Here is a 21,261-nt window from a genome sequence, read left to right as displayed (position 1 = left end):
ATTCATGGTCTTTCGTTCAAAGCCTTCTCTAGACCAACTAAATAAAATGGGGACCAATAATATGGTCCAGTTCATTGGAATCAAATTCACCGAGATAGGTAATGATTTCATTGAAGCGACCATGCCTGTCGATCATCGAACCAAACAGCCTATGGGCTTGTTACATGGAGGTGCAAACGTTGTACTTGCCGAAACACTGGGTTCTATCGCGGGAACATTGACTTTAGATTTAGAAAAGCAGGTCTGTGTAGGGTTGGAAATCAACGCAAACCATCTTAAATCTGCCAAAGAAGGTCACGTTACTGGTCGGGTAAGTCCCATTCATGTAGGCAAATCAACTCAAGTTTGGGAAATAAAAATTTATAATGAAGCAAAAGACCTTTGCTGCATCAGTAGAATCACCCTTGCAATTTTAGATAGAAAATGATCGAATCTATCGTTTCAAAGTCGCTTTCCATTACTCAAGTATTAGACCAAATCCTCAATGCAGGATTTGCATCAGGCGGCTCATTTGCCATCTGGAGAAAACCTAAATCCAATACCTTAGAATTAATTTTCGATGGACAGGAAACCCCCAGAAAAGTCAATTTACAACTAGAGCAGTTACCTTCAGGATTCATAGTACATCCATTTGAGGACCAAGAAGATAAGCAAGCTTTTTTCATTGAAGCTACTCACTATTGGAATTGGAAGCTGGATCAGCAAATTCAAAAAGAAGACCTTCCTGAATGGACAAAAGTAGCAACAGACATTTCTCATCAGGAATATTTAAAATCTGTCCAGAGAATCAATGTGCTTTCTAACTCTTATCCAAAAAATAAGGATGGTGAGTCTCAAGAGCATTTCATTGAATTGGTAGAGAAAAGTATCCAATCCATTCAGGATGGTTACTTAGAAAAGGTTGTTCCTGCGAGAACAAAAAGTTTTGAAATCCCTGAGAATTTTGATTTGGCCATCGCCATCAAAAATCTTCTTCAATCTTCTCCTAACTCCTTTGTCAACTTCTTCCACATTCCAAAAATCGGCACTTGGCTTGGAGCAAGCCCAGAGGTTTTGATAGAAACCAAAGGCGATGAGTTTTTTACCATGTCATTGGCAGGAACACAGGCTGCAAAAGGAGAAAACCCGCTTAAAACAGCCGCTTGGACTCAAAAAGAAATCGAAGAACAAGCTTTGGTTTGCCGATACATAGTGGATTGCTTCAAAAGAATCCGCCTAAGAGAATACGAGGAACATGGACCTAAAACTGTGATGGCAGGAAGCCTACTTCATTTGCGTTCAGATTTCCGAGTGAATATGAAAGCAACCAACTTCCCACAATTGGGGTCAATCATGTTGGAATTGCTTCATCCCACTTCAGCAGTTTGTGGCATGCCTCGTAAAGAAGCTCATGATTTCTTGAAAAAATTCGAGGGTTTTGATCGCTCATTTTATGCTGGCTTTATTGGTCCGGTAAATATTCAAGATGAAACTTCCATTTTTGTCAATTTGAGAACAGCTTCCTTCCAAGATGGAAAAGTCACTCTTTATGCAGGCGCTGGAGTTACCGAAGAATCAGATCCACAAAAAGAATGGGAAGAGACTGAAATGAAATGCGAAATCATCGGTAAATTCATTCAAAAATCCCAAGCTTGATCTTACAACCCATTATCGATCTAGTGGCTATTTGTGCCAAAAAAGGCATCAAAAACGTCATTTTATCCCCTGGATCACGTTGTGCTCCTTTGACTTTAGCCTTTGCAAGGCATCCTGAAATACACGCAAGAACTATATCTGATGAGCGTTCCGCGGCTTTTATAGCAATGGGTATGGCTCAGCAATTGGATGAGCCAGTCGTGTTGGTTTGCACCTCGGGATCTGCCGCACTGAATTACTTTCCTGCTGTGGCAGAAGCTTTTTTCCAGAATATCCCATTGCTTATTCTAACGGCAGATCGACCTCCAGAATGGATTGATCAATGGGATGGACAGACGATTTTCCAACCGGAAGTCTATGGAAAGCATGTAAAAGGGAGCTTTCAGTTTCCGGATTCTTATTCACATCCAGATCAAATAGCCTGGGCAAGCAGAATCAGTAATGAGGCGATCAATCTAAGTCAAAGTTTTCCAAAGGGTCCCGTTCACATCAACATTCCTTTAAGAGAACCTTTTTACCCTTCCGAAAATGAGAAGTTTCAGTTTCCTGAAAATCCCAAAATCACACATTTGTGTTCTAGCAATATTGAGCTCTCTTCTGAATCTAAAATTCAGCTTCTAAGTCAGCTAAAAGATCAAAAGAGAATTCTTATTCTAGCAGGTCAACAAAACCCAAATCCAGAGATTCAAGTTCTTTTAGATAAGATTTCCAAAGAAAAAAATGTGGTAGTTATCACCGACACCATTTCCAACATGCAGTCGGAGGAAACGATTAATCTTCATGATCATTTTGTTGGAAATGAAGATTTGAATCTGGAATTAAATCCTGATTTGATCATCAGCTTTGGAAAATCCATTATTTCTAAGCCTTTGAAGCTGTTCCTTAGAGAAGCGAATGCTGTACATTGGCATATTCAAGAAGATGGAAAAGGGAAAGATGTATTTCAGTCTTTAAGTCAATTGGTTCCTGCTTCACCTGAGGATTTTCTTTCTTGGTTCTTGGAGCATATTTCATCTCAAGAGGAAAGCTATTACGCTAGATGGCATGATTTGAATTGCCAAACCGATCAACTTCTGGAAACAGCTTTTCAGGAACTAGAATTTGGCGAGTTTTCAGCCTTGAAAACCGTACTTTCTTATGTACCTAAAAGCTCAAAAATCCACGTTGCCAATTCCATGTCTGTTCGCTACCTGAATCAATTGGGAGCAAGAACTCAAGAAATCTATTGCAATCGAGGGACCAGTGGAATAGACGGATCCAATAGCACTGCAGTAGGTTGTACGTTTACCACCAAAGATCCAGTCACACTGATTACAGGTGATTTGGCCTTCTTCTATGACCGAAATGCCTTTTGGCACAACTACTCCATGCCGAATCTTAGAATCATCCTGCTGAACAACCATGCAGGCGGCATTTTCAGAATGATTGACGGGCCAAAGAAACAACCAGAATTGGAGGAATACTTCGAAACCAAACAAGCCTTAACGGCGGAGAGTTTGGCAAAAGATTTCCATTTCAACTACACAAAAGTTTCGGATCAAAAATCCCTGACTGAAGCATTACAGGATTTCTATTCTCCAAGTATCCATCCAAAAATCCTGGAGATTGAAAGTGAAAGCAGCCTCAATGAGCAGCAGTTGAAAAAACTGAAAGGGGTAATAAAATCTGAATTAGGTGAAAATTAATCAAATTAAGCCATCACCATCTTTGAATTGAAAAGCTTGAAATAGATATATAAAAGTCCCAATTCAAATACAAAAGAAGTAAAGGGTGCCAAAATCCCTCCTATAATTGAAAGAATTAAAAATCCAGAAACAATTCCTAGAATTCCAATGAGTTTTACTTCCTCCGGAAAGCTAATTTCAATTTTGGTTAATTGGTAACCCAACAAGATATATCCAACTCCCCAAGGAATCATACTTGGTATCATATAAGAAAATTGATGATTCAAAGAATCATTAGCGATCACAAAAAAAGAAACTATATAGGCTACAAATTTGGCGATCACCAAAAGACAAACTCCAGTTTTCATCCACCTAGATTTAAGTCCCCAGGCGATATTGAATATGGGAAGCATGAAGATCAAATAGAAAATGAAAATAACTATTTTATAAGGGATATAGTTAATAGCTGAAATCGATTTTTGGATATATGCCATGTCCAAACCGAATTCAAAAAAAATAGAAAGCAGATACAAAACCCCGAAAAGTATACTGATCAAAAGGATCTTGGAAGGGGTTTTCGGAAAAACAGAAGATGAAGCTTTTTCAAATTCAGATGAAGTCTCCCACTCTATTTCCAATGCCTCCATCAATGCCTTGATCGTATAGCTTCTGGGCATGACTTCTCCAGCTTCTATCCGCTGGATGGTCCTTACATTCAAATTGCATTTTTCGACTAACTCCTCTTGGGTCATTCCCTTGGCCTTTCTCCATTCTGAGATTTTTTTACCTAATTCTGGTTGCTTCATTGTGAATTGTGATTTTGATTTAACCATGGCAATTTCTCAGTTCATTGATTATAAGAGGACGAAAACAACTCGGTTTTCACCCGACATTTGCCCGACATTTAGGTTTAAGGCCTATTTAGAGGGTTTTTCAAAAATATTGTTGCTTGATTCAAGTTATTGAAATCTTACTGGAAGCATATTGAGTTTCAGCAAAACCAACAATGAAATAACCAAAATTGTACAGATTGAAGCAAGGATATTCAGGATCTTTTGGACCTTCAATGGTTTGGAAGTAACCTTTTCAAAAAGTGAGATAAGCAGATAACCTACAATTCCCCCTGTGGTATTAGTCAATAAATCGGTAACATCAAACACTCCTGTTTTGATGATAACTTGAAGAGTCTCTGCAATCAAGCTGACCAAAAAAAAGAAAAGTACTGACCAAACAAACGATTTCCTTCGGAACAAAATATGAGCGTATAAACCAAGAGGAATAAAAATCACCACATTCATAATGGTTTCAGTCAGGGTGTAATAGCCATTTGCAAATGGAATCAGATTGATTCTTCTTTCTTCCATATAGGAAAAACTTACTCCCATTTTGAACAAAATGATCCAAACCAATACTATCAGATAAATTATTAATAAAATCCTAGTCAGTTGATTGGACTGATTTCCCTTTGCAATCTCTTTAGTCACTTTTGATTTATAGCTTATTCTTTTAAAAAACTAGAAATTGGAATCCTTGTAATTCAATTTACACTACAATAATGCCAATACCCGCTTCAAAGCTGGATTTCTGTTTTCCGGTTTCCAGATGGCAGAAAGCTCTGTATATTGACTGGTATTCGGTATCTCCAAAAATCGAACTTTCAACTCATATCCCTCTTTCAGAGAAGTTGGTACGATGGCAACTCCCATTCTATTTTCTACCAATTTAAAAATGGTTAAAGCATGGACAGATTTATGTCTGATCTGTGGAGAAAAGCCAGCATCTCTACAAATCCCCATAATTTGATCATAATAATACTTGCTATAATCACTCGAAAAAAGAATAAAAGCTTCCTCTGAAAATTGGGATAGACTATTGAAATTAGAAGAGTTGACTCCATGGTCCAACGGCACTACGACTGAGAATGAATCCTTTAGAACAGTCTTTTTACTCAAACCTTCTGGGACTATCGCCATACGAACATACCCCAAATCCAATCTATCCTTTTGAATCATCTCTACCTGCATGGCATTGCTGAGCTCCTCCAGACTGGTGGTAATTCCGGGCTGCTTCTCATTGAGCTTTTGTAATAAATCCGGCAAAACCCGATTGGATGCTGACCCTAAAAAGCCAATCCTCAATTCCCCTATTTTTCCAGAGTCAATCTGCTTCAATTGGGTACGAGTAGTTTCAAGGTGATTTAATACGAAATCCACTTCCCCTTTCAAGTATACTCCTGCAGGTGTGAGCTGCACATGCTTTTGATCTCTTTCAAAAAGCTGAACTCCCAATAGTTCTTCCAATTGGCGGATCTGCCTACTCAATCCCGGTTGGGAAATAAACAATCGATCTGCTGCTTTTCGAAAGTTTAACTCCTCAGCTACAGCCTTAAAATATTGTAAATGTCTTAGCTCCATTGATACCTATCAGTTATCAAATATTGACAAATATAGTATCAAAAAGCATCAATCAAAGTCCCTATCTTTGAATCAGAATATAAACCCATCTTCATGTCTACTTTCAATTTTGGTCAGGACCATCTTACAGCTTCCAAAGCTATTCAATTAGCTCGAAGGGAAATCAAAGGAGTTTTCAGCCCAGAAACTATCAAAAAAATTGAGGCTTCGTCGGAAGCTGTAGCCAAAATCGCTCAAGGAGAAAAGGCTGTTTATGGAATCAATACCGGTTTCGGTCCGCTTTGTACTTCGAAAATCTCTTCTGCAGATACAACCACCCTTCAGGAAAACCTTCTGAAAAGTCATGCGGTTGGCGTGGGTGAACCTGTTGATTTGGAAATCGCCAGATTGATGATGGTTTTGAAAATCCATGCATTGGCTCAGGGATTTTCTGGAATTCGTCTTGAAACTATACAGCGAATTCATTGGATGCTGGAAGTTGATTTGGTGCCTTTAGTACCAATACAGGGATCAGTAGGTGCTTCAGGAGATTTGGCTCCTTTGTCCCACTTGTTTTTGCCTTTGATTGGGTATGGAAAAGTATGGCATCATGGCCGTTTTCTTCCTACCAAAGAGGTTTTGGGAGAATTCCATAAAGAACCTTTGTCTTTAGGGCCGAAAGAAGGACTTGCTTTGATCAATGGTACACAATTCATGGCAGCTCATGGGATGAAGATTGTCGAAAGACTCCATAATGTTCTGACTCATGCAAGTATTTCAGGAGCCATGATGATCGAAGGTTTGATGGGATCTGTCAAGCCATTTTCTGAAGAATTGCATCAATTGAGACCTTTTGCTGGAAATCAACATGTGGCTCAGACTATATTGAATCTGCTCCATGAATCAGAGATTGTCAATTCCCATATCAATTGTGCCAGAGTTCAGGATCCCTATTCTTTGAGATGTATGCCTCAGGTACATGGAGCTAGCTGGAATGCTTGGTTGCATGTAAAGGATACCTTGGAAATTGAAATCAACTCCGTGACAGACAACCCGGTTGTTTTTGATGAGAATCACACCATTTCCGGAGGTCATTTCCATGGGCAACCGATCGCTTTGACATTAGATTACGCATGTCTTGCAGCCTCTGAAATCGGAAATATTTCTGACCGTAGAATTTATCTTTCCATTGAAGGAGATACTCCAGGAGTTCCAAAACTTCTTTTGAAGGAAACAGGTCTAAACTCCGGCCTGATGATTCCTCAATACACAACAGCTGCTTTGGCATCTGAAAATAAAGGTTTATGCTTTCCCGCTTCTGCGGACTCCATCCCTACCTCTTTGGGACAGGAAGACCATGTAAGTATGGGAAGTATCGGAGGAAGAAAGGCATTGCGAGTGATAGAAAATGTGGAGAAAATCCTCGGAATTGAGCTTTTCTACGCAGCACAGGCAATGGATTATCATGCTCCTATGAAATCAGGTAAAATCATGACAGCAATCTATGAGAAGGTTCGAAAATTGATTCCTCCGGTTGTTTCTGACAGAGTCATGTACGAGGACATGGAAACTGCTATTGAACTGATTCGCTCAGGGGAATTGATATCTCTCGCACATCAAGTGGCTGAGGAGGAAGGCTTAGAATTTGATACTCCTTGGACTGAAAAGTTTGAATATTAAACCCAAACTCCATGAAAAACAAAAAGTTAATTGGTCCTATCCATCAGTTGGTAAGCTTGAAAGGCTTACCACAAAAGGGAGCTATCACTGACGACCAATTGGAGGTGATTTCTAAGGGAGGAATACTTATCGAAGATGACAGAATCCTTGAGGTTGGCCAATATGAAGACCTTCGAAAAAGGTCAGACTTATCAGAAGTAATGAGAGTTGACCTAAATCAGGATTTCGTAGCGATTCCTGGCTTAGTTGATTGTCACACTCATATTTGTTTTGGTGGTAGCAGAGCAAAAGACTTTGCTATGCGAAATGCTGGAAAATCCTATCTGGAGATTGCAGCTTCAGGAGGTGGAATTTGGGATACGGTTACCCAAACAAGGAAATTAAGTGCCTCAGAACTGGCAAAAGGCATTACAGAAAGAGCTGATAGACATCTACGAGAAGGTGTTACGACCATTGAGGTGAAAAGCGGCTACGGCCTTTCTACTTTGGAAGAAATCAAGATGCTAACGGCTATTCATAAAGCCCAGGCCAAAACCAAAGCTGATTTGATTTCAACCTGTCTTGCGGCCCATATGCTACCCAAAGATTTTCAGGGAACAACCGATGAATATTTAGAAGAGTTGGTCAAACGACTTCTTCCTCTCCTCAAAAGAGAAAAATTAAGTAAGCGGGTAGATGCTTTTGTGGAGAAATCGGCTTTTTCACCGGAGCAGATTTTACCCTATTTCCAAAAGGCCAAAGAAATGGGCTTTGATTTGACCGTCCATGCAGACCAATTCAGCTCTGGTGGATCCGAAGCGGCGGTCCAGGTTGGTGCTATTTCTGCCGATCATTTGGAGGCTTCTACTGATGAAGATATTCAGAGACTTGCAAAATCAAACACTATCGGAGTTGCGCTTCCCGGTGCTTCTTTAGGTCTCGGGTGTGGATTTACGCCGGCAAGAAAACTTTTGGATCTAGGGGGCTCTTTGGCAATTGCCACAGACTGGAATCCCGGCTCTGCCCCAATGGGAGATTTGATTACACAAGCTTCGATCTTGGCAACTTTTGAAAAATTAAGCACCGCCGAAGTTTTTGCAGGAATCACGTTTAGAGCTGCTGCAGCCCTTGGACTTCAAGATCGAGGGAAATTAGTAGCTGGTCAAAAGGCAGATTTTGTCTTATACCCCACTTCCAATTACCAGGAAATACTCTACCAACAGGGAAAATTAAAACCAGCTCAGGTCTGGAAATCTGGAAAAAAAGTACCCACTCCTAAAAAATAAGCCCACTAAGCCCAATTTCCCATATTTAGAAAATCAACCTCATGACTTTTCAAGAACATATCAAGCAAGGAATCCCCTCTCAATTCCCTCCAAAAAAAGTAAGAAACGCCTCAATTTCCCATGCTCCAAAAAGGCAAGATGTTCTTTCTTCTGATGAGAAAAAGTTGGCTTTGAGCAATGCCTTGAGATATTTTCCCAAAGAATGGCATTCAGTTTTAGCTCAGGAATTCATGGATGAACTTAAAGATTTTGGTAGAATCTATATGTATCGATTTATGCCAGAATATGAAATGTATGCCAGACCAATCGAAGAGTATCCTGCTCAAAGCAAATCTGCGGCAGCCATTATGTTGATGATCCAAAACAATTTAGATCCTGCAGTTGCGCAGCATCCTGAAGAATTGATCACATACGGTGGAAATGGTGCGGTATTCCAAAACTGGGCACAATACCTGCTGACCATGAAATACTTGTCCGAGATGTCGGAGGAGCAAACTCTCCACATGTATTCTGGACATCCCATGGGACTATTCCCTTCTTCAGCAAATGCCCCAAGAGTAATCGTGACCAATGGGATGATGATTCCTAATTATTCCAAGCCATTGGATTGGGAGAAATTCAACGCCTTAGGAGTCACTCAATATGGACAGATGACGGCGGGTTCTTACATGTACATTGGACCACAAGGAATCGTTCATGGGACAACCATCACTATAATGAATGCTTTTCGGAAGAAATTAGGTTCAGGAATTAGCCCTAATGGGAAAATCTTTTTAACCGCTGGCTTAGGAGGAATGAGCGGCGCCCAACCTAAAGCGGGAAATATTGCAGGCTGTATTACTATCTGTGCTGAAGTCAATCCAAGCGCTGCAACCAAACGTCATGAGCAAGGGTGGGTGGACGAATTGATCGATGACTTGGATACTTTGGTTGATCGAGTTCAAAAAGCAAAAACAAATGAAGAAGTTGTATCCATCGCTTTTATAGGAAATATCGTAGACGTTTGGGAGAGATTCGATACTGAAAACCTATTTATTGAATTGGGTTCAGATCAAACTTCCCTTCATAATCCTTGGGCCGGAGGTTACTATCCAGTTGGGCTTTCTTTGGAAGAATCGAATGAAATGATGGCCGAAAACCCTGAGCTTTTTAAAGAGAAAGTTCAGGAATCTCTCCGTAGGCATGCTGCCGCCATCAACAAACATACGGCTAGAGGGACATACTTTTTTGATTATGGAAATGCATTCCTTTTAGAGGCATCCAGAGCTGGAGGAGATGTAATGGCGGGGAATGGAATTGATTTCCGCTATCCAAGCTATGTTCAGGACATTTTGGGACCGATGTGTTTTGATTACGGATTTGGTCCATTCCGATGGGTTTGTACTTCAGGAAAATCCGAGGATCTAAGAAAATCTGACCAAATTGCTGCTTCAGTTTTGAAAGAAATCATGCATTCCTCCCCTGCTTCAATTCAGCAGCAAATGCAGGACAATATCACTTGGATCGAAGAAGCTGAGAAGAATAAATTGGTGGTTGGTTCTCAAGCCCGAATCTTATATGCGGACGCTGAAGGTCGAGCTAAAATTGCCCAAGCTTTCAACCAAGCGATTTCTTCAGGGGAAATTTCTGCCCCTATCGTTTTGGGAAGAGACCATCATGATGTCAGTGGTACTGACTCACCCTTTCGCGAGACATCCAATATTTATGATGGAAGTAGGTTCACTGCTGATATGGCAATCCAAAACGTGATTGGAGACAGCTTCAGAGGTGCTACCTGGGTTTCTATCCATAATGGTGGTGGCGTTGGCTGGGGAGAAGTGGTTAATGGTGGTTTTGGGATGGTTTTGGACGGCAGTCAAAAGGCAGAAAACAACCTCAAATCCATGCTTTTCTACGACGTCAACAATGGAATTGCAAGAAGAGCTTGGGCAAGAAATTCGGGGTCTTTGGAAGCCATCCAAAGAGAAATGGATAGAACTCCTTCATTGAAAGTCACTCTTCCAAACTTGGTGGATGAATCAATTTTGCAAAACATCGACTAATCAGGGATAATTTGTCGTAAAGCCTTGAATTGGATTCTTTTCCTTTCAAGGCTTTTTTCATTTTCAAAAAAAGAGCAAACTTGTTTCTTACTTTTATTAAAACCATTTATCCATGAGCCTACATCAAAACCCGAATCAGGAAATTTGGACAGGAAGAAAAACCTCAGAACCTGAATATTGGTACCAGTTTGTCCAATGCATATCAGACTTCAATTTTTCATCAGAAACAGGCAGGAAAATAGGCATTTTAGGTTATCCGGGAGAAGAAGGAGTCAAGAGAAATCAGGGAAGGCCCGGAGCAAAAGAAGGACCTGATTTGATTCGCAAGTTTCTAGCCGGAACTGCCTTTCATTTGAATGATAATAGTCAGATTCTTGATTATGGAGACATAGTGACTTCAGGCAATGACTTGGAAAGTACCCAGCAAAAAATCTCTGAAACAGTCCTTGATTTGCTTAGAAACAAGCATTTTCCTGTCCTTTTAGGAGGTGGTCATGATTTGGCGTACGCGCATGGAAAGGGCATTCTACAACATTTACACCCTAAGGGAGAAAAGTTGGGTATTATCAACCTAGATGCCCATTTTGATCTTAGACCTTTGGTCAATGGAAAGGGACATTCAGGCTCTCCATTTTATCAATTATATGAAGAATTCCCTGATCAGTTCCGGTATTTAGCTTTAGGTATCCAGCGGGCAGCCAACCCCCAATCCCTCTTTAATACTGCCAAAAATGTAAATGCCAATTATTTGGTAATGGAGCAATTTCGACTTCAAAATTGGGAATACATCGAGGAGCAAATCATCTGGTTTTTGGATTCAGTGAATAAGGTTTATCTCACGATTGATTTGGATGGATTTGCTTCGGCATTTGCTCCCGGAGTATCCGCTCCTTCTCCGATGGGCTTCAATCCTCAGATTGCATTTAAAGTCTTTGAGTTGATCGCAAAAAGCAAAAAAATGATCTCACTTGATGTGGTTGAATTAAATCCGAGGTTTGATCAAGATAATGCTACCGCAAGATTGGCCGCGAGATGTATTGAATATTTACTTAGAAAAATATTCTCCTAATAATTATTAAGAAACAGTTAATTCCACTTTAAAAAACACATATTTCCATCCATTTTATTTTTCCCCTACAGAAAAATTAATCAAATTGTTTGAGTCAATTAAAATTTTAATTGTAAAACAGAACATTCCATACTCTGTTTTACCAAACAATTTTCAACTATGGATTTTGATATTTCAAAAATTTTAGACCAAGTCTACACCTATGCTCCCAAAGTTTTAGGAGCCATTATCACCCTGGTTATTGGGTTTTGGATTGCAGGATTGATCTCCTCCAAAATCAAAAAATCTATGGAAAAGAACAATGTGGACAAGTCCCTTGCTCCTTTCCTAAATTCCATGATCAACATCACTCTGAAGCTTTTGGTGCTTTTGAGTGCTGCATCCATGTTTGGAATTGAAGTAACTTCATTTATTGCCATATTCTCGGCTTTAGCCTTTGCTATTGGTTTGGCTTTGCAAGGGAATCTCAGCCATATGGCGGCTGGAATCCTAATTTTGTTTTTTAAGCCTTTCCGAGTTGGAGATTTCATCGTAACCAATGGATATTCTGGTACAGTCAAAGAAATCCAGATTTTCAATACGATAATGACCACATTGGACAATAGAGTCATCATCGTTCCAAATGGAGCGATAGCATCGAACCCATTGGAAAACTTGACAATGAATCCAATAAGAAAAGTACCTATGACTTTTGGAATCAGCTATGGAGCTGATATTGATCAAGCAAGGAGTGTCATTGAAAAGGTAGCCGCCTCATGTGAATTTATTGACCAATCACAGCCAGTTGATATTTTGGTTTCCGAACTGGGTGATTCTTCAGTGAATTTTGCTGTTCGGCCATGGTGTAAAACTGAAGATTTCTGGAATGTCCATTTTTACATGCAGGAAAACATCAAAAAAGCATTTGATCAAGCTGGAATCGGAATACCATTCCCTCAAAGAGATGTACATCATTTTTATCCGGAAGGGAAGGCATAATCTGCTTCTGTTAAAATGAATTAAAAGACTGGGACTTAGTTCCCAGTCTTTTCTTTTTTAGCTTGGTTGAATTAGTTTCAATCCATGAAGAAATTTTTAAGCTCCCCATTTTTGACATTCCTTTTCTCAGGAATTGTTCTATACTCATGCACAACCAAGCATGAGGAAAGTAAAAAATCAATAAATGTCCAGATCAATGAAAGTACTATTGTACCTTTTGATGAGGCTATTGAGTCCATCGAGTTTATCCCATTAAAAAACGATTCAGATTCCCCTGTTAATTTGAATTGCAGCGTATGGAGATTGCTGGTACAAGATGAAAGGATGATCTATTCTACAATCTGTAATCCTGATGCCAAAATCCACCTTTTTGATCTTGCTGGAGAACATCTTAAAACCATAGATAAAGCAGGAGATGGCCCAGAAGAATACCAGTTTATTCAAGGAATGAACCTAATTCAAGATACTTTGACTATTTCGGTTGGAAGCGGCGTTCTCAAATCTTTTCTACTTCCTGATTTCGAATTTATCGGAAGTCAAAAGCTAAGTGAATCATTCCCTTTCTTATTGACCTTTTTAGAATATTCTCCCGGAAAATGGCTACTGTCCCCGATGTTTATGGGTGAATTGGATGAAAATGGGACTTATCCGGTTTTTAAAACTTACAACTCAGCTACAAATAGCATTTCCGATCTTCCTATGCGAGCAACCGCATTAACTGCAGAAATCAGTGAAGGTGAAATCGCTCAAATTGATACTAAAACTCATGTCTTGAATTATGCATTTTCAGACACTCTCTTTTTGTTCAAGGAAGGAAAAACAGAAGCGTTCTCTGTTATCGATTTTGGTGATCGAAAGATGGCGAAAGATGACTTAAATATGGATGCGCAAGATTTTGAGTCTACTGTTGTCAACCAACCCTATGCATTCAATATGGGAAAAATCCAGTATACCGATTCAATTTCAAAAATCAAGACCTTTGCCTTGTCTCCCAATCCCGATATGGAAATGTCAAATATGCGTAGCTTTCCTATCCATGAAGTATTCATCGATCATGAAAGTCAAAAAGCTGTCGCGTTCCCTTCTTTGGCAGGATGGTCCAATGGGTTTGGTGATGCCAAAGACGGTTATTTCTACGATGTTCTCCAAACTGAAGACTGGATATATGCTTTGGAGAAGGGCTCTTTTGGTACTTTTGGAGAAGTTCTAGAAAAACAATTATCTGAACTTAATGGATTCGAAGACCCTATTCTGATCAAATACAAAGTGAAGTTCGATTAATCAATGAAAATGGAAGCCCTGGCTTAAATAGCTAGAGCTTCCCAAAGTATCTCAACTGGATGCTTGGCTTTCTTGCCTGTACCATCTGCGATTTGATGTCTACAGGAAGTTCCTGGCGCAGCGATCAATGTATCAGAATCAGCTTTTCTAACAGCTGGAAAAAGAACCAGCTCTCCTACTTGCTGAGAAACTTCATAATGCTCTTTTTCATAACCAAAGCTTCCCGCCATTCCACAGCATCCACTTGGAATCGTTTCTACAGAATAGTTGGCGGGTAATGAAAGAATCTTTTGGGTCCAAAGGACTGAAGAGAGTGCCTTTTGATGGCAATGCCCATGCAATTTGATCTTTTGCTCTTTAGAAGTGAAAGATTCTGATTTGATATTTCCTGCAGCTGCTTCTTGAGCTAAAAACTCATCAATTAGCTTGACATGAAACTTTAATTTTTTGGCAGCATCGACCAATTCTTTGCCAACTATCCGAGGATATTCATCTCTAAAACTCAAAATGGCTGAGGGCTCCAAACCGATCAAAGGTGTATTTCCGTCAATCAGCTTTTCAAAAACTTTTACATTCGCTTCCGCATGTTTTCTAGCTTTTGGAAGCAAACCTTTAGACAAGGCAGAACGACCACTTTCCTGATGATCGATTACTTGGACATCATAGCCCAGCTTTTTCAACAATGAAATAGCCTTGATCCCAATCTCAGTATCATTGTGATTGGTAAATTCATCCACAAAGAAATAAACCGATTTGATAGGCTTTTCAGCTCCTGGAAGAGAACCGTAATTCTTTTTATACCATTTCCTCAAACTTACAGAGCTAATTGCTGGCAGATTCCGCTCAGGAGCTACGTTCAGGATGGATTTCATCATTCCGCCCGTCACCGAGTTATTGAGGAAGAAATTAGCTATTCCTGGAACAAGTGAACCGAATTCATTCAATTCATTGATATGAGAAAAAGCCTTCGCGCGAAGTGGAACTCCATTCGTCTTTTGGTACTGATATAGGAACTCTGCCTTCATGCTTGCCATATCGACATTGGAAGGGCATTCTGAGGTACATCCTTTACAGCTTAGGCAAAGATCCATAGCTTCCTTGATCTCCGGATGATCGAAAGGATTTTCCTTTTCTCCTCTTGTCAAAAACTCACGTAGTGTATTAGCCCTACCCCGAACAGCATCCCTTTCATTTCGAGTTGCCATATAAGATGGACACATCGTCCCTCCAGAACCTGGAAGTTTACGACAATCTCCAGAGCCATTGCATTTTTCTGCCATCCGAAGAATCCCTCCTGTCGCTGAAAAATCCAATTCAGTTTTATGAACGGGTGTTTCCATTCCTGGCTCATAGCGAAGAAATTCATTCATTGGAGCCGCGTCGACAATCTTACCTGGGTTGAAAATATTCTTCGGATCCCATGTAAACTTGATACGCCGGACCAGCTCATAGTTCTTTTCTCCCACCATCAAGGGAATAAAAGCGGCACGAACCCTTCCATCGCCATGTTCCCCACTAAGAGAGCCTTGGAATTTTTTCACCAATTCTGCAGAAGCCAATGAAATTTTATAAAAATCTTCTACCCCTTCCTTGGTTTTCAAATCCAGAATCGGTCTTAAGTGAATCTCACCAGCACCTGCATGAGCATAATGAACAGGTTTCTGATTAAAACCTTCCATCATTTCATCCACCTGATCGATATAATCAGCCAAGTCCTCAATATCCACTGCGGTATCCTCAATACATGCCACCGCTTTTGGATCCCCTGGTATATTGGCAAGTAATCCCAAACCAGCGGCCCTCAAAGACCAAGCGGACGCCGTCCTTTCTGGACCAATTACTGGATAAGCATATCCCAATCCATTTGCCTTCAAGTCTGCTACTAAAGCCTCACCTTTTGCTAAGGCTTCTTCCAAGGTCTTACCTCGAAACTCCACCATCAACAAAGCTTCAGGGTCTCCTTCTACAAAATCCCGATTTTTACTGTACTCAATACTTTCCTTGGTACAGTCCAGAATTATTTTATCCATTAGTTCCACCGCAGCTGCAGGATGTTTCATCGCGACTTGAGAGGACTTCATACTTTCATGAATAGTCTCAAAATGGGCCGCAACCACAATATCCACCGGATCTGGAAGAGGATCCAAACTCACCTTGATTTCAGTTGTGAAGGCTAATGTACCTTCTGAGCCTGTCAAAAGTTTACAAAAGTTGAATTTCTCCTCTCCTTCAAAGATCTCCGACTTCAACAATTCATCTACTGCATAACCTGTATTTCTTCTATGAATAGATTTTTTTGGAAACTGCGCATGAATCTCCGTCCTTGCTTCCTCCTTTTCAAGCTCTTGAAAAATCTCTTGGTATACCTTCCCTTCAAGAGTATTCAGTCCTTTTTTTGCCTCAAATTCATCCCTAGTCAACTCTCCAAACGTCACCTCTTCCCCATCACTTAAGATGGTATTCAAGGAAATCACTTTGTCTCGGGTCACACCATAAACGATAGAAGTGGTACCAGAAGAGTTATTTCCAACCATTCCACCGATCATCGCACGATTGGCAGTGGATGTGATAGGACTAAAGAAAAGTCCATGAGGTTTCAAAAAACGGTTCAATTCATCCCGGACAACCCCAGGTTGTACACGAACCCATCTCTCCTCTTTGTTGAATTCGAGAATTTGAGTGAAATTCTTAGACACGTCCACGACAATCCCATTTCCCACACATTGCCCTGCCAGTGATGTCCCTGCAGTCCTTGGAATCAGTGAAGTCCCGTTCTCAGATGCAAATCGAATCAATTTTTGAATGTCTTTGATTGACTTAGGAAAAGACACCGCCAGAGGCACTTCTCTATAAACAGAAGCATCTGTAGCATAAAGGGTCTTGATAAGGCTATCAAATTGCAAAGCACCTTCCAATTCGGTTGAAAGTTTTTGCAATAATGGCAATAGGTTAGGTTGGTCTGAACTCATGTCCAAAAATAGCTTTCTGGACGGGATTACGGAAACAGGAAGAAAGAGAAAATAAAAATTGCCTGAAAATTAATTTGACAGAAAAATCGATTAGGCATCCAGACCTTTGAAAATATCATCTAGCTCAAGTTCAAACCCCTGAACAGCTTGCGATTGCACTTCGTCACCTTTCGAATATGGCCTAGAAGATTGAAATCTCCCATCTTTCAATGTATAAATCAAAAGGGTGCATTCGATCGGGTGTATTATCCAATATTCATTAACTCCAAACTCTTCATACAAAGAATATTTATAGCGTAGCTCGGTCTTACTATTGGCAGGAGAAAGGATCTCTACAACCAAATCAGGTGCTCCCAAGCAACCCATTTCATCCAATTTGGATAGATCACAAATCACTGAAATATCAGGCTGGACGACATTGAATACGTCTTTATCAGCTTTGGACTCTTTTGGGAATCTCACATCGAAAGGGGCTGAATACACATGACATTTTTTCCCTTCTAAAAATTTAAAAATCTGATAAAAAAGCGCCCCTGAAACAATTTGGTGACTTCTGCGAGGAGCAGCTGCTGCCTTTTTAAAGATTTTCCCATGGATCAATTCAACCATTTCATCGAACTCCCAAGTCAACTAATCGGCATAGGAATATGGTCCCGCATTGATACCCGGGTCTTCTACCCTGTCTTCGGGTTTATATATCTTCCGAATCAATCTATACTCCTTGATTACCTAAATCTAAAGTTATTATTCCTCCATATCAATAATTAATTCCTTTGAATTCTAATTTGAAAATTGAACAATTCCATATTTTATTTGCTTCAAATCCATCTCAAATCCATGTTTTTCTACCTCTCCCAATTTTTGAGTTTCCTAGCAATGCCTTTGACGATTTTGTTGATCCTGATCATAGGAGGAGCAATCTTTTTGAAAAGAAAATGGGGCAAGAAGATGCTTTGGACTGGAATCATTTTACTCATTTTTTTCACGAATCCTTTCCTTTCAAACCTAGCCTTATTGGCTTGGGAACCAGATTTCAAATCCTTTGATGAGATAGAGAATCATGAAATCGGAATAGTCCTGACAGGTGTCACCAATTTGAGTAAAACAGCCTATGATCGAACCTTCTTCAATAAAGGAGCAGATCGAATCACCCATGCCCTTCAATTGTATCAGATGGGGAAAATTAAAAAGATCCTGATTACAGGAGGTCAGGGACTAAACCCTGTCAATCCTCAATCTGAAGCAGAATTATTGCAGCGTTTTCTGATCATGACCGGTATGCCGCAAGAAGATATTTGGATCGAGGATCAAAGTAAAAACACCGCCCAAAATGCTCAGTTCACCAAGGACTTTTTGGTGAAGAAAGGGATTGACACAAATCAGGGATTTATCTTGATCACCTCAGCTTTCCACATGTATAGAGCAAAAGGTTGCTTTGATAAAGTCGGGCTGAAAACAGAAACCTTTCCAACCGATTACTATAGCCATGATGTCAAATATGACATTCCTTCCCTGATTTTCCCGGACTCAAACTCTATTCAATACTGGACCAAACTGTTTAAAGAATGGCTTGGAATCATTGTTTATAAATTGGTTGGTTATATGTAAAACAATCACTTTTTCATCTTTAAAAACAACCAACCAAAAATCTCAAACTATTGATTTTCAATACAATAATTCGTAAATAGAACCTATATTAACAATTTTTCATTAGATTCTATTTTTATGGATTTTTCAGCTATTCTCAACCTTGTTATAGGTTTGATCTTTATTTATTTCCTGATTGCATTGGCTTGCTCCACCATCCAAGAACTCATCGCTCACTATTTGGATATGCGAGCAGATAATCTGGAAACATGGATCAAAGACACTTTTCGGGAACATCAATTGGGTGAAAAAATATTGCAACACAGATTAATTGATGGACTAACAGCGATAGGAAGAAGAGCGAGTTACATTCCTTCTATGGTTTTTTCTGGAGTCCTACTGGATTTGATTCATCAAAAAAAGGAGGAACCCTATGATCTGGAATCCCTCCAGGAATCTGTCAAAACTTCTGAACTCCCTGCAGATTTAAAAAGACGGCTTCTTCAAAGTATTGCAGAGGCCAAAAATGGTCTTCAAGATGTCAGAAGGGATATAGAAGGTTGGTTCAATGACTGTATGGACAGAATTTCTGGTACTTACAAAAAGAAAGCTCAACTATTTATCGTGATGATATCTACTGGGACAGTCCTACTTTTGAATGTAGATACCATCAATATCGTTCAATATCTCTATAATCATCCAGCCGAATCTGAAGCTTTGGCTGACCAAATCAGTGAATCCATCCAAGAGCTAAACACTGACTCTAGAGTCGAAAACGCCGATTCTTTAAGCACTGAGCAAAAAATCAAAATGGACATTCAGCAACTTCGAGAAATCAAAGCTTCCATAGACTCTAGCAAATTGCCATTTGGCTGGCAAAAAGGAGACGGAGAGATCTCCATGAGAGAAATCATCAACAAGCTGCTGGGCCTGATATTTTCAATAATTGCCGGAATCATTGGGGCACCATTCTGGTTCCAAACCCTCAATAAATTAGTCAATCTAAGAGGAACCGGCGTTCTGCCAAAAGATTAAACCAAAAGGTTGCTTTGAATGGTATCTCTAAGTACAGGTTCCACTTTCACTTCCTCGGCAAACTCTGACCATTTGGAAATAGCTGACCTGACTTGAGAGATTTTTTCCTCTGGTTTTCTGATATTCATTTGTTTAGCCACAGTCAAAAAATCCGATTCTGTGATATTTTCTCTTTTTCCATTGACCATAAGTGACTGCTTGCTCACCCAAAGACTACCTGGTCTGTAGGCATAGCAAATATCAAAGGCCGGTGAAAGTCTCCATTTGCCGGCCCGATCCATTAGAAAGGCAAAATTCTTAGTATGATCATCACAATTTCTAGATAGTACATTGAATACCATCCGGGTAAACATTTGCTCCGCTTCCGGATACGAAAGCCTTAGCATTCGCATAGTTTCAAATACCTGCTCATAGCTAAATTCGCCTACGCGGTTGAAATCAAAATGACGCATAGCGCAGAGACTTTGCATATGGATTTTCTCTCCAGAATCTGTCCTGTCAAAACGCTTAGTCATAAAGTGAGCCCTATCATTTTCCTCCAAAAGCCTGCATTCATTCATCTCGATTCCAGCTGCCTTAGCCATCAGGTAATAAGCCATCTCCACTCTTCCATAGCCGGAAGAAGCTCCAAATTGGCTATCCATAACTCCATCAAACTTGATCAACCAATAGGAAAAATCAGCAGGAGCTTTTACCTGACCGCTTCTAACCTCTCCAGTTTTGGAGTTATAGGCAATAACAGCCTTTGCCCGGGCTCCACCTGCTGAGGTTCCAATTTTGAGAATATCTGTCAGTGCGTGTTCCTCCTCTTTGGATAAATCGGTTTGAAAAGATTCTCTGGAATTCAATATTTTATTTGCTGTCTCCACCAAACTATTGATCTCCAACACAGAGGTTCTGGTAGTTTCTTTCCGCATGGGGGGCTGAATTTCCAAAGCTCCCACTCCTCTCTTTCCAATAAAGCAAAGTAACTCAACGGGATTCAAACTATCCGAAGGTCTTCCATTCTGAGCCAGCCAGGCATTAATCAGTTGATTCCCATATTTATCAGGAAGCATATCTGCCAACAAACCGGGTAGGCCTTTGAAAGTATCCCCATAGTCATTCCTGCTGATTCTTAAATCTGGAAATGAATACAGCTGCTTTCCCTGAGAAAGAGGCATTTTGACCGGAGAAATATCCCATCCTGAACGCAAAAAATCATTGGCATATTCGAAACGTCCGATTTGAGAATCTTCATCCCAAAGAACTGCTCCAACCATTTTTCCCCAAATCCAAATTTCGGCAGCACTTACCATTCTGACGGTGGGTTTTCAGCAGACATACCACTATTACGAACCCGCTGTCTCTCTTGCTTTTTCTGCAGCTTCATGTATTCTATGGGACTTATTTCAGATTTGACTTCAAAAGCTTCCAAGAGCTGCAACTCATCCAAAACACGTAAAACCTGAATCAGGGTGATGAGATTGACCTTTTCACCTCGCTCCAACAAACTGAGCGTAGAACGGCTGATCCCAGCCTCCTCGGATAATCGATCTTGGGTTTTATTGGATGCAACTCTCTTCTTTTTGATAAAATCTCCTATCAATTGAAGAATTGCCAAATCTGATAAATTAGCGATATTCATGACTTATTAATCATTCATTAATACCTAAAAATACTA

Annotated in this window: 18 protein-coding genes; 11 read left to right on the top strand and 7 right to left on the bottom strand. The window is 40.0% G+C overall.

Annotated features, from left to right (window positions below; genetic code table 11):
- The first annotated feature begins 4 nt into the window (after positions 1-4).
- The 3 genes from O0V13_RS16350 to menD are packed head-to-tail and all read left to right on the top strand — an operon-like array spanning position 5 to position 3,320.
- Complete coding sequence (locus tag O0V13_RS16350; RefSeq protein ID WP_268036047.1) at positions 5-427, top strand: hotdog fold thioesterase; 423 nt, start codon at positions 5-7, stop codon at positions 425-427.
- Positions 424-1,635: a chorismate-binding protein gene (locus tag O0V13_RS16345; protein WP_268036046.1), complete on the top strand. Its 1,212-nt coding sequence runs from the start codon at positions 424-426 to the stop codon at positions 1,633-1,635. Before O0V13_RS16350 ends, O0V13_RS16345 begins: the two co-directional genes overlap by 4 nt.
- Positions 1,632-3,320 (top strand): 2-succinyl-5-enolpyruvyl-6-hydroxy-3-cyclohexene-1-carboxylic-acid synthase, encoded by a 1,689-nt coding sequence (gene menD / locus O0V13_RS16340; RefSeq protein ID WP_268036045.1) that lies wholly within the window; start codon positions 1,632-1,634, stop codon positions 3,318-3,320. The genes O0V13_RS16345 and menD overlap by 4 nt, the downstream gene beginning before the upstream one ends.
- A gap of 5 nt (positions 3,321-3,325) precedes the next feature.
- Here menD and O0V13_RS16335 read toward each other — a convergent pair whose 3' ends face one another.
- From O0V13_RS16335 to O0V13_RS16325, 3 genes are all read right to left on the bottom strand, one after another.
- A complete protein-coding gene (locus O0V13_RS16335) occupies positions 3,326-4,105 on the bottom strand; it encodes a helix-turn-helix domain-containing protein (protein WP_268036044.1) in 780 nt (259 codons plus the stop codon).
- 153 nt (positions 4,106-4,258) lie between these two features.
- Complete coding sequence (locus O0V13_RS16330) at positions 4,259-4,783, bottom strand: VanZ family protein (protein ID WP_268036043.1); 525 nt, start codon at positions 4,781-4,783, stop codon at positions 4,259-4,261.
- A 63-nt stretch (positions 4,784-4,846) separates the two neighbouring features.
- Positions 4,847-5,713: a LysR family transcriptional regulator gene (locus O0V13_RS16325; protein ID WP_268036042.1), complete on the bottom strand. Its 867-nt coding sequence runs from the start codon at positions 5,711-5,713 to the stop codon at positions 4,847-4,849.
- Between the two features lie 93 nt (positions 5,714-5,806).
- On the opposite strand from O0V13_RS16325, the gene hutH reads away from it, so the two are divergent.
- From hutH to O0V13_RS16295, 6 genes are all read left to right on the top strand, one after another.
- Positions 5,807-7,372 carry a histidine ammonia-lyase gene (gene hutH / locus O0V13_RS16320; protein WP_268036041.1) on the top strand — a complete coding sequence of 522 codons (1,566 nt, stop codon included), beginning with the start codon at positions 5,807-5,809 and terminating at the stop codon, positions 7,370-7,372.
- A gap of 11 nt (positions 7,373-7,383) precedes the next feature.
- Positions 7,384-8,637, top strand: a complete 1,254-nt coding sequence (gene hutI, locus O0V13_RS16315; RefSeq protein WP_268036040.1) for an imidazolonepropionase — start codon at positions 7,384-7,386, stop codon at positions 8,635-8,637.
- Positions 8,638-8,678: 41 nt separating this feature from the next.
- Positions 8,679-10,679, top strand: coding sequence for a urocanate hydratase (locus O0V13_RS16310; RefSeq protein ID WP_268036039.1), 2,001 nt, complete (start codon positions 8,679-8,681; stop codon positions 10,677-10,679).
- A gap of 112 nt (positions 10,680-10,791) precedes the next feature.
- Positions 10,792-11,748 (top strand): formimidoylglutamase, encoded by a 957-nt coding sequence (hutG, locus tag O0V13_RS16305; RefSeq protein WP_268036038.1) that lies wholly within the window; start codon positions 10,792-10,794, stop codon positions 11,746-11,748.
- Positions 11,749-11,907: 159 nt separating this feature from the next.
- Positions 11,908-12,726 (top strand): mechanosensitive ion channel family protein, encoded by an 819-nt coding sequence (locus O0V13_RS16300; protein WP_268036037.1) that lies wholly within the window; start codon positions 11,908-11,910, stop codon positions 12,724-12,726.
- An 84-nt stretch (positions 12,727-12,810) separates the two neighbouring features.
- The gene (locus tag O0V13_RS16295; RefSeq protein ID WP_268036036.1) at positions 12,811-14,007 is read left to right on the top strand and encodes a 6-bladed beta-propeller; all 1,197 of its coding nucleotides are present in this window, start codon (positions 12,811-12,813) and stop codon (positions 14,005-14,007) included.
- A 23-nt stretch (positions 14,008-14,030) separates the two neighbouring features.
- Here O0V13_RS16295 and O0V13_RS16290 read toward each other — a convergent pair whose 3' ends face one another.
- Positions 14,031-16,976 (bottom strand): FAD-binding and (Fe-S)-binding domain-containing protein, encoded by a 2,946-nt coding sequence (locus O0V13_RS16290; RefSeq protein WP_268036035.1) that lies wholly within the window; start codon positions 16,974-16,976, stop codon positions 14,031-14,033.
- Positions 16,977-17,066: 90 nt separating this feature from the next.
- Positions 17,067-17,585, bottom strand: a complete 519-nt coding sequence (locus O0V13_RS16285; protein WP_326492738.1) for a Uma2 family endonuclease — start codon at positions 17,583-17,585, stop codon at positions 17,067-17,069.
- A gap of 228 nt (positions 17,586-17,813) precedes the next feature.
- Here O0V13_RS16285 and O0V13_RS16280 point away from each other — a divergent pair, with 228 nt between their 5' ends.
- Together O0V13_RS16280 and O0V13_RS16275 are read left to right on the top strand one after the other, a co-directional pair.
- Entirely contained in the window at positions 17,814-18,584 is a 771-nt protein-coding gene (locus O0V13_RS16280) for a YdcF family protein (RefSeq protein WP_268036033.1), read from the top strand.
- A gap of 117 nt (positions 18,585-18,701) precedes the next feature.
- Complete coding sequence (locus tag O0V13_RS16275) at positions 18,702-19,598, top strand: hypothetical protein (RefSeq protein ID WP_268036032.1); 897 nt, start codon at positions 18,702-18,704, stop codon at positions 19,596-19,598.
- Here O0V13_RS16275 and O0V13_RS16270 read toward each other — a convergent pair.
- Positions 19,595-20,896, bottom strand: a complete 1,302-nt coding sequence (locus O0V13_RS16270; RefSeq protein WP_268036031.1) for a type II toxin-antitoxin system HipA family toxin — start codon at positions 20,894-20,896, stop codon at positions 19,595-19,597. The two genes, O0V13_RS16275 and O0V13_RS16270, sit on opposite strands and share 4 nt — an antisense overlap.
- On the bottom strand, positions 20,890-21,225 hold the full coding sequence (locus O0V13_RS16265; RefSeq protein WP_268036030.1) for a helix-turn-helix domain-containing protein: 336 nt from the start codon (positions 21,223-21,225) through the stop codon (positions 20,890-20,892). Before O0V13_RS16265 ends, O0V13_RS16270 begins: the two co-directional genes overlap by 7 nt.
- Between the last annotated feature and the right edge of the window lie 36 nt (positions 21,226-21,261).

This window comes from Algoriphagus sp. PAP.12, from assembly GCF_026652115.1.
Classification (GTDB): Bacteria; Bacteroidota; Bacteroidia; order Cytophagales; family Cyclobacteriaceae; genus Algoriphagus.
Note: the sequence above shows the minus strand (reverse complement) of the source record. Positions and strands in the feature narration are given on the sequence as shown.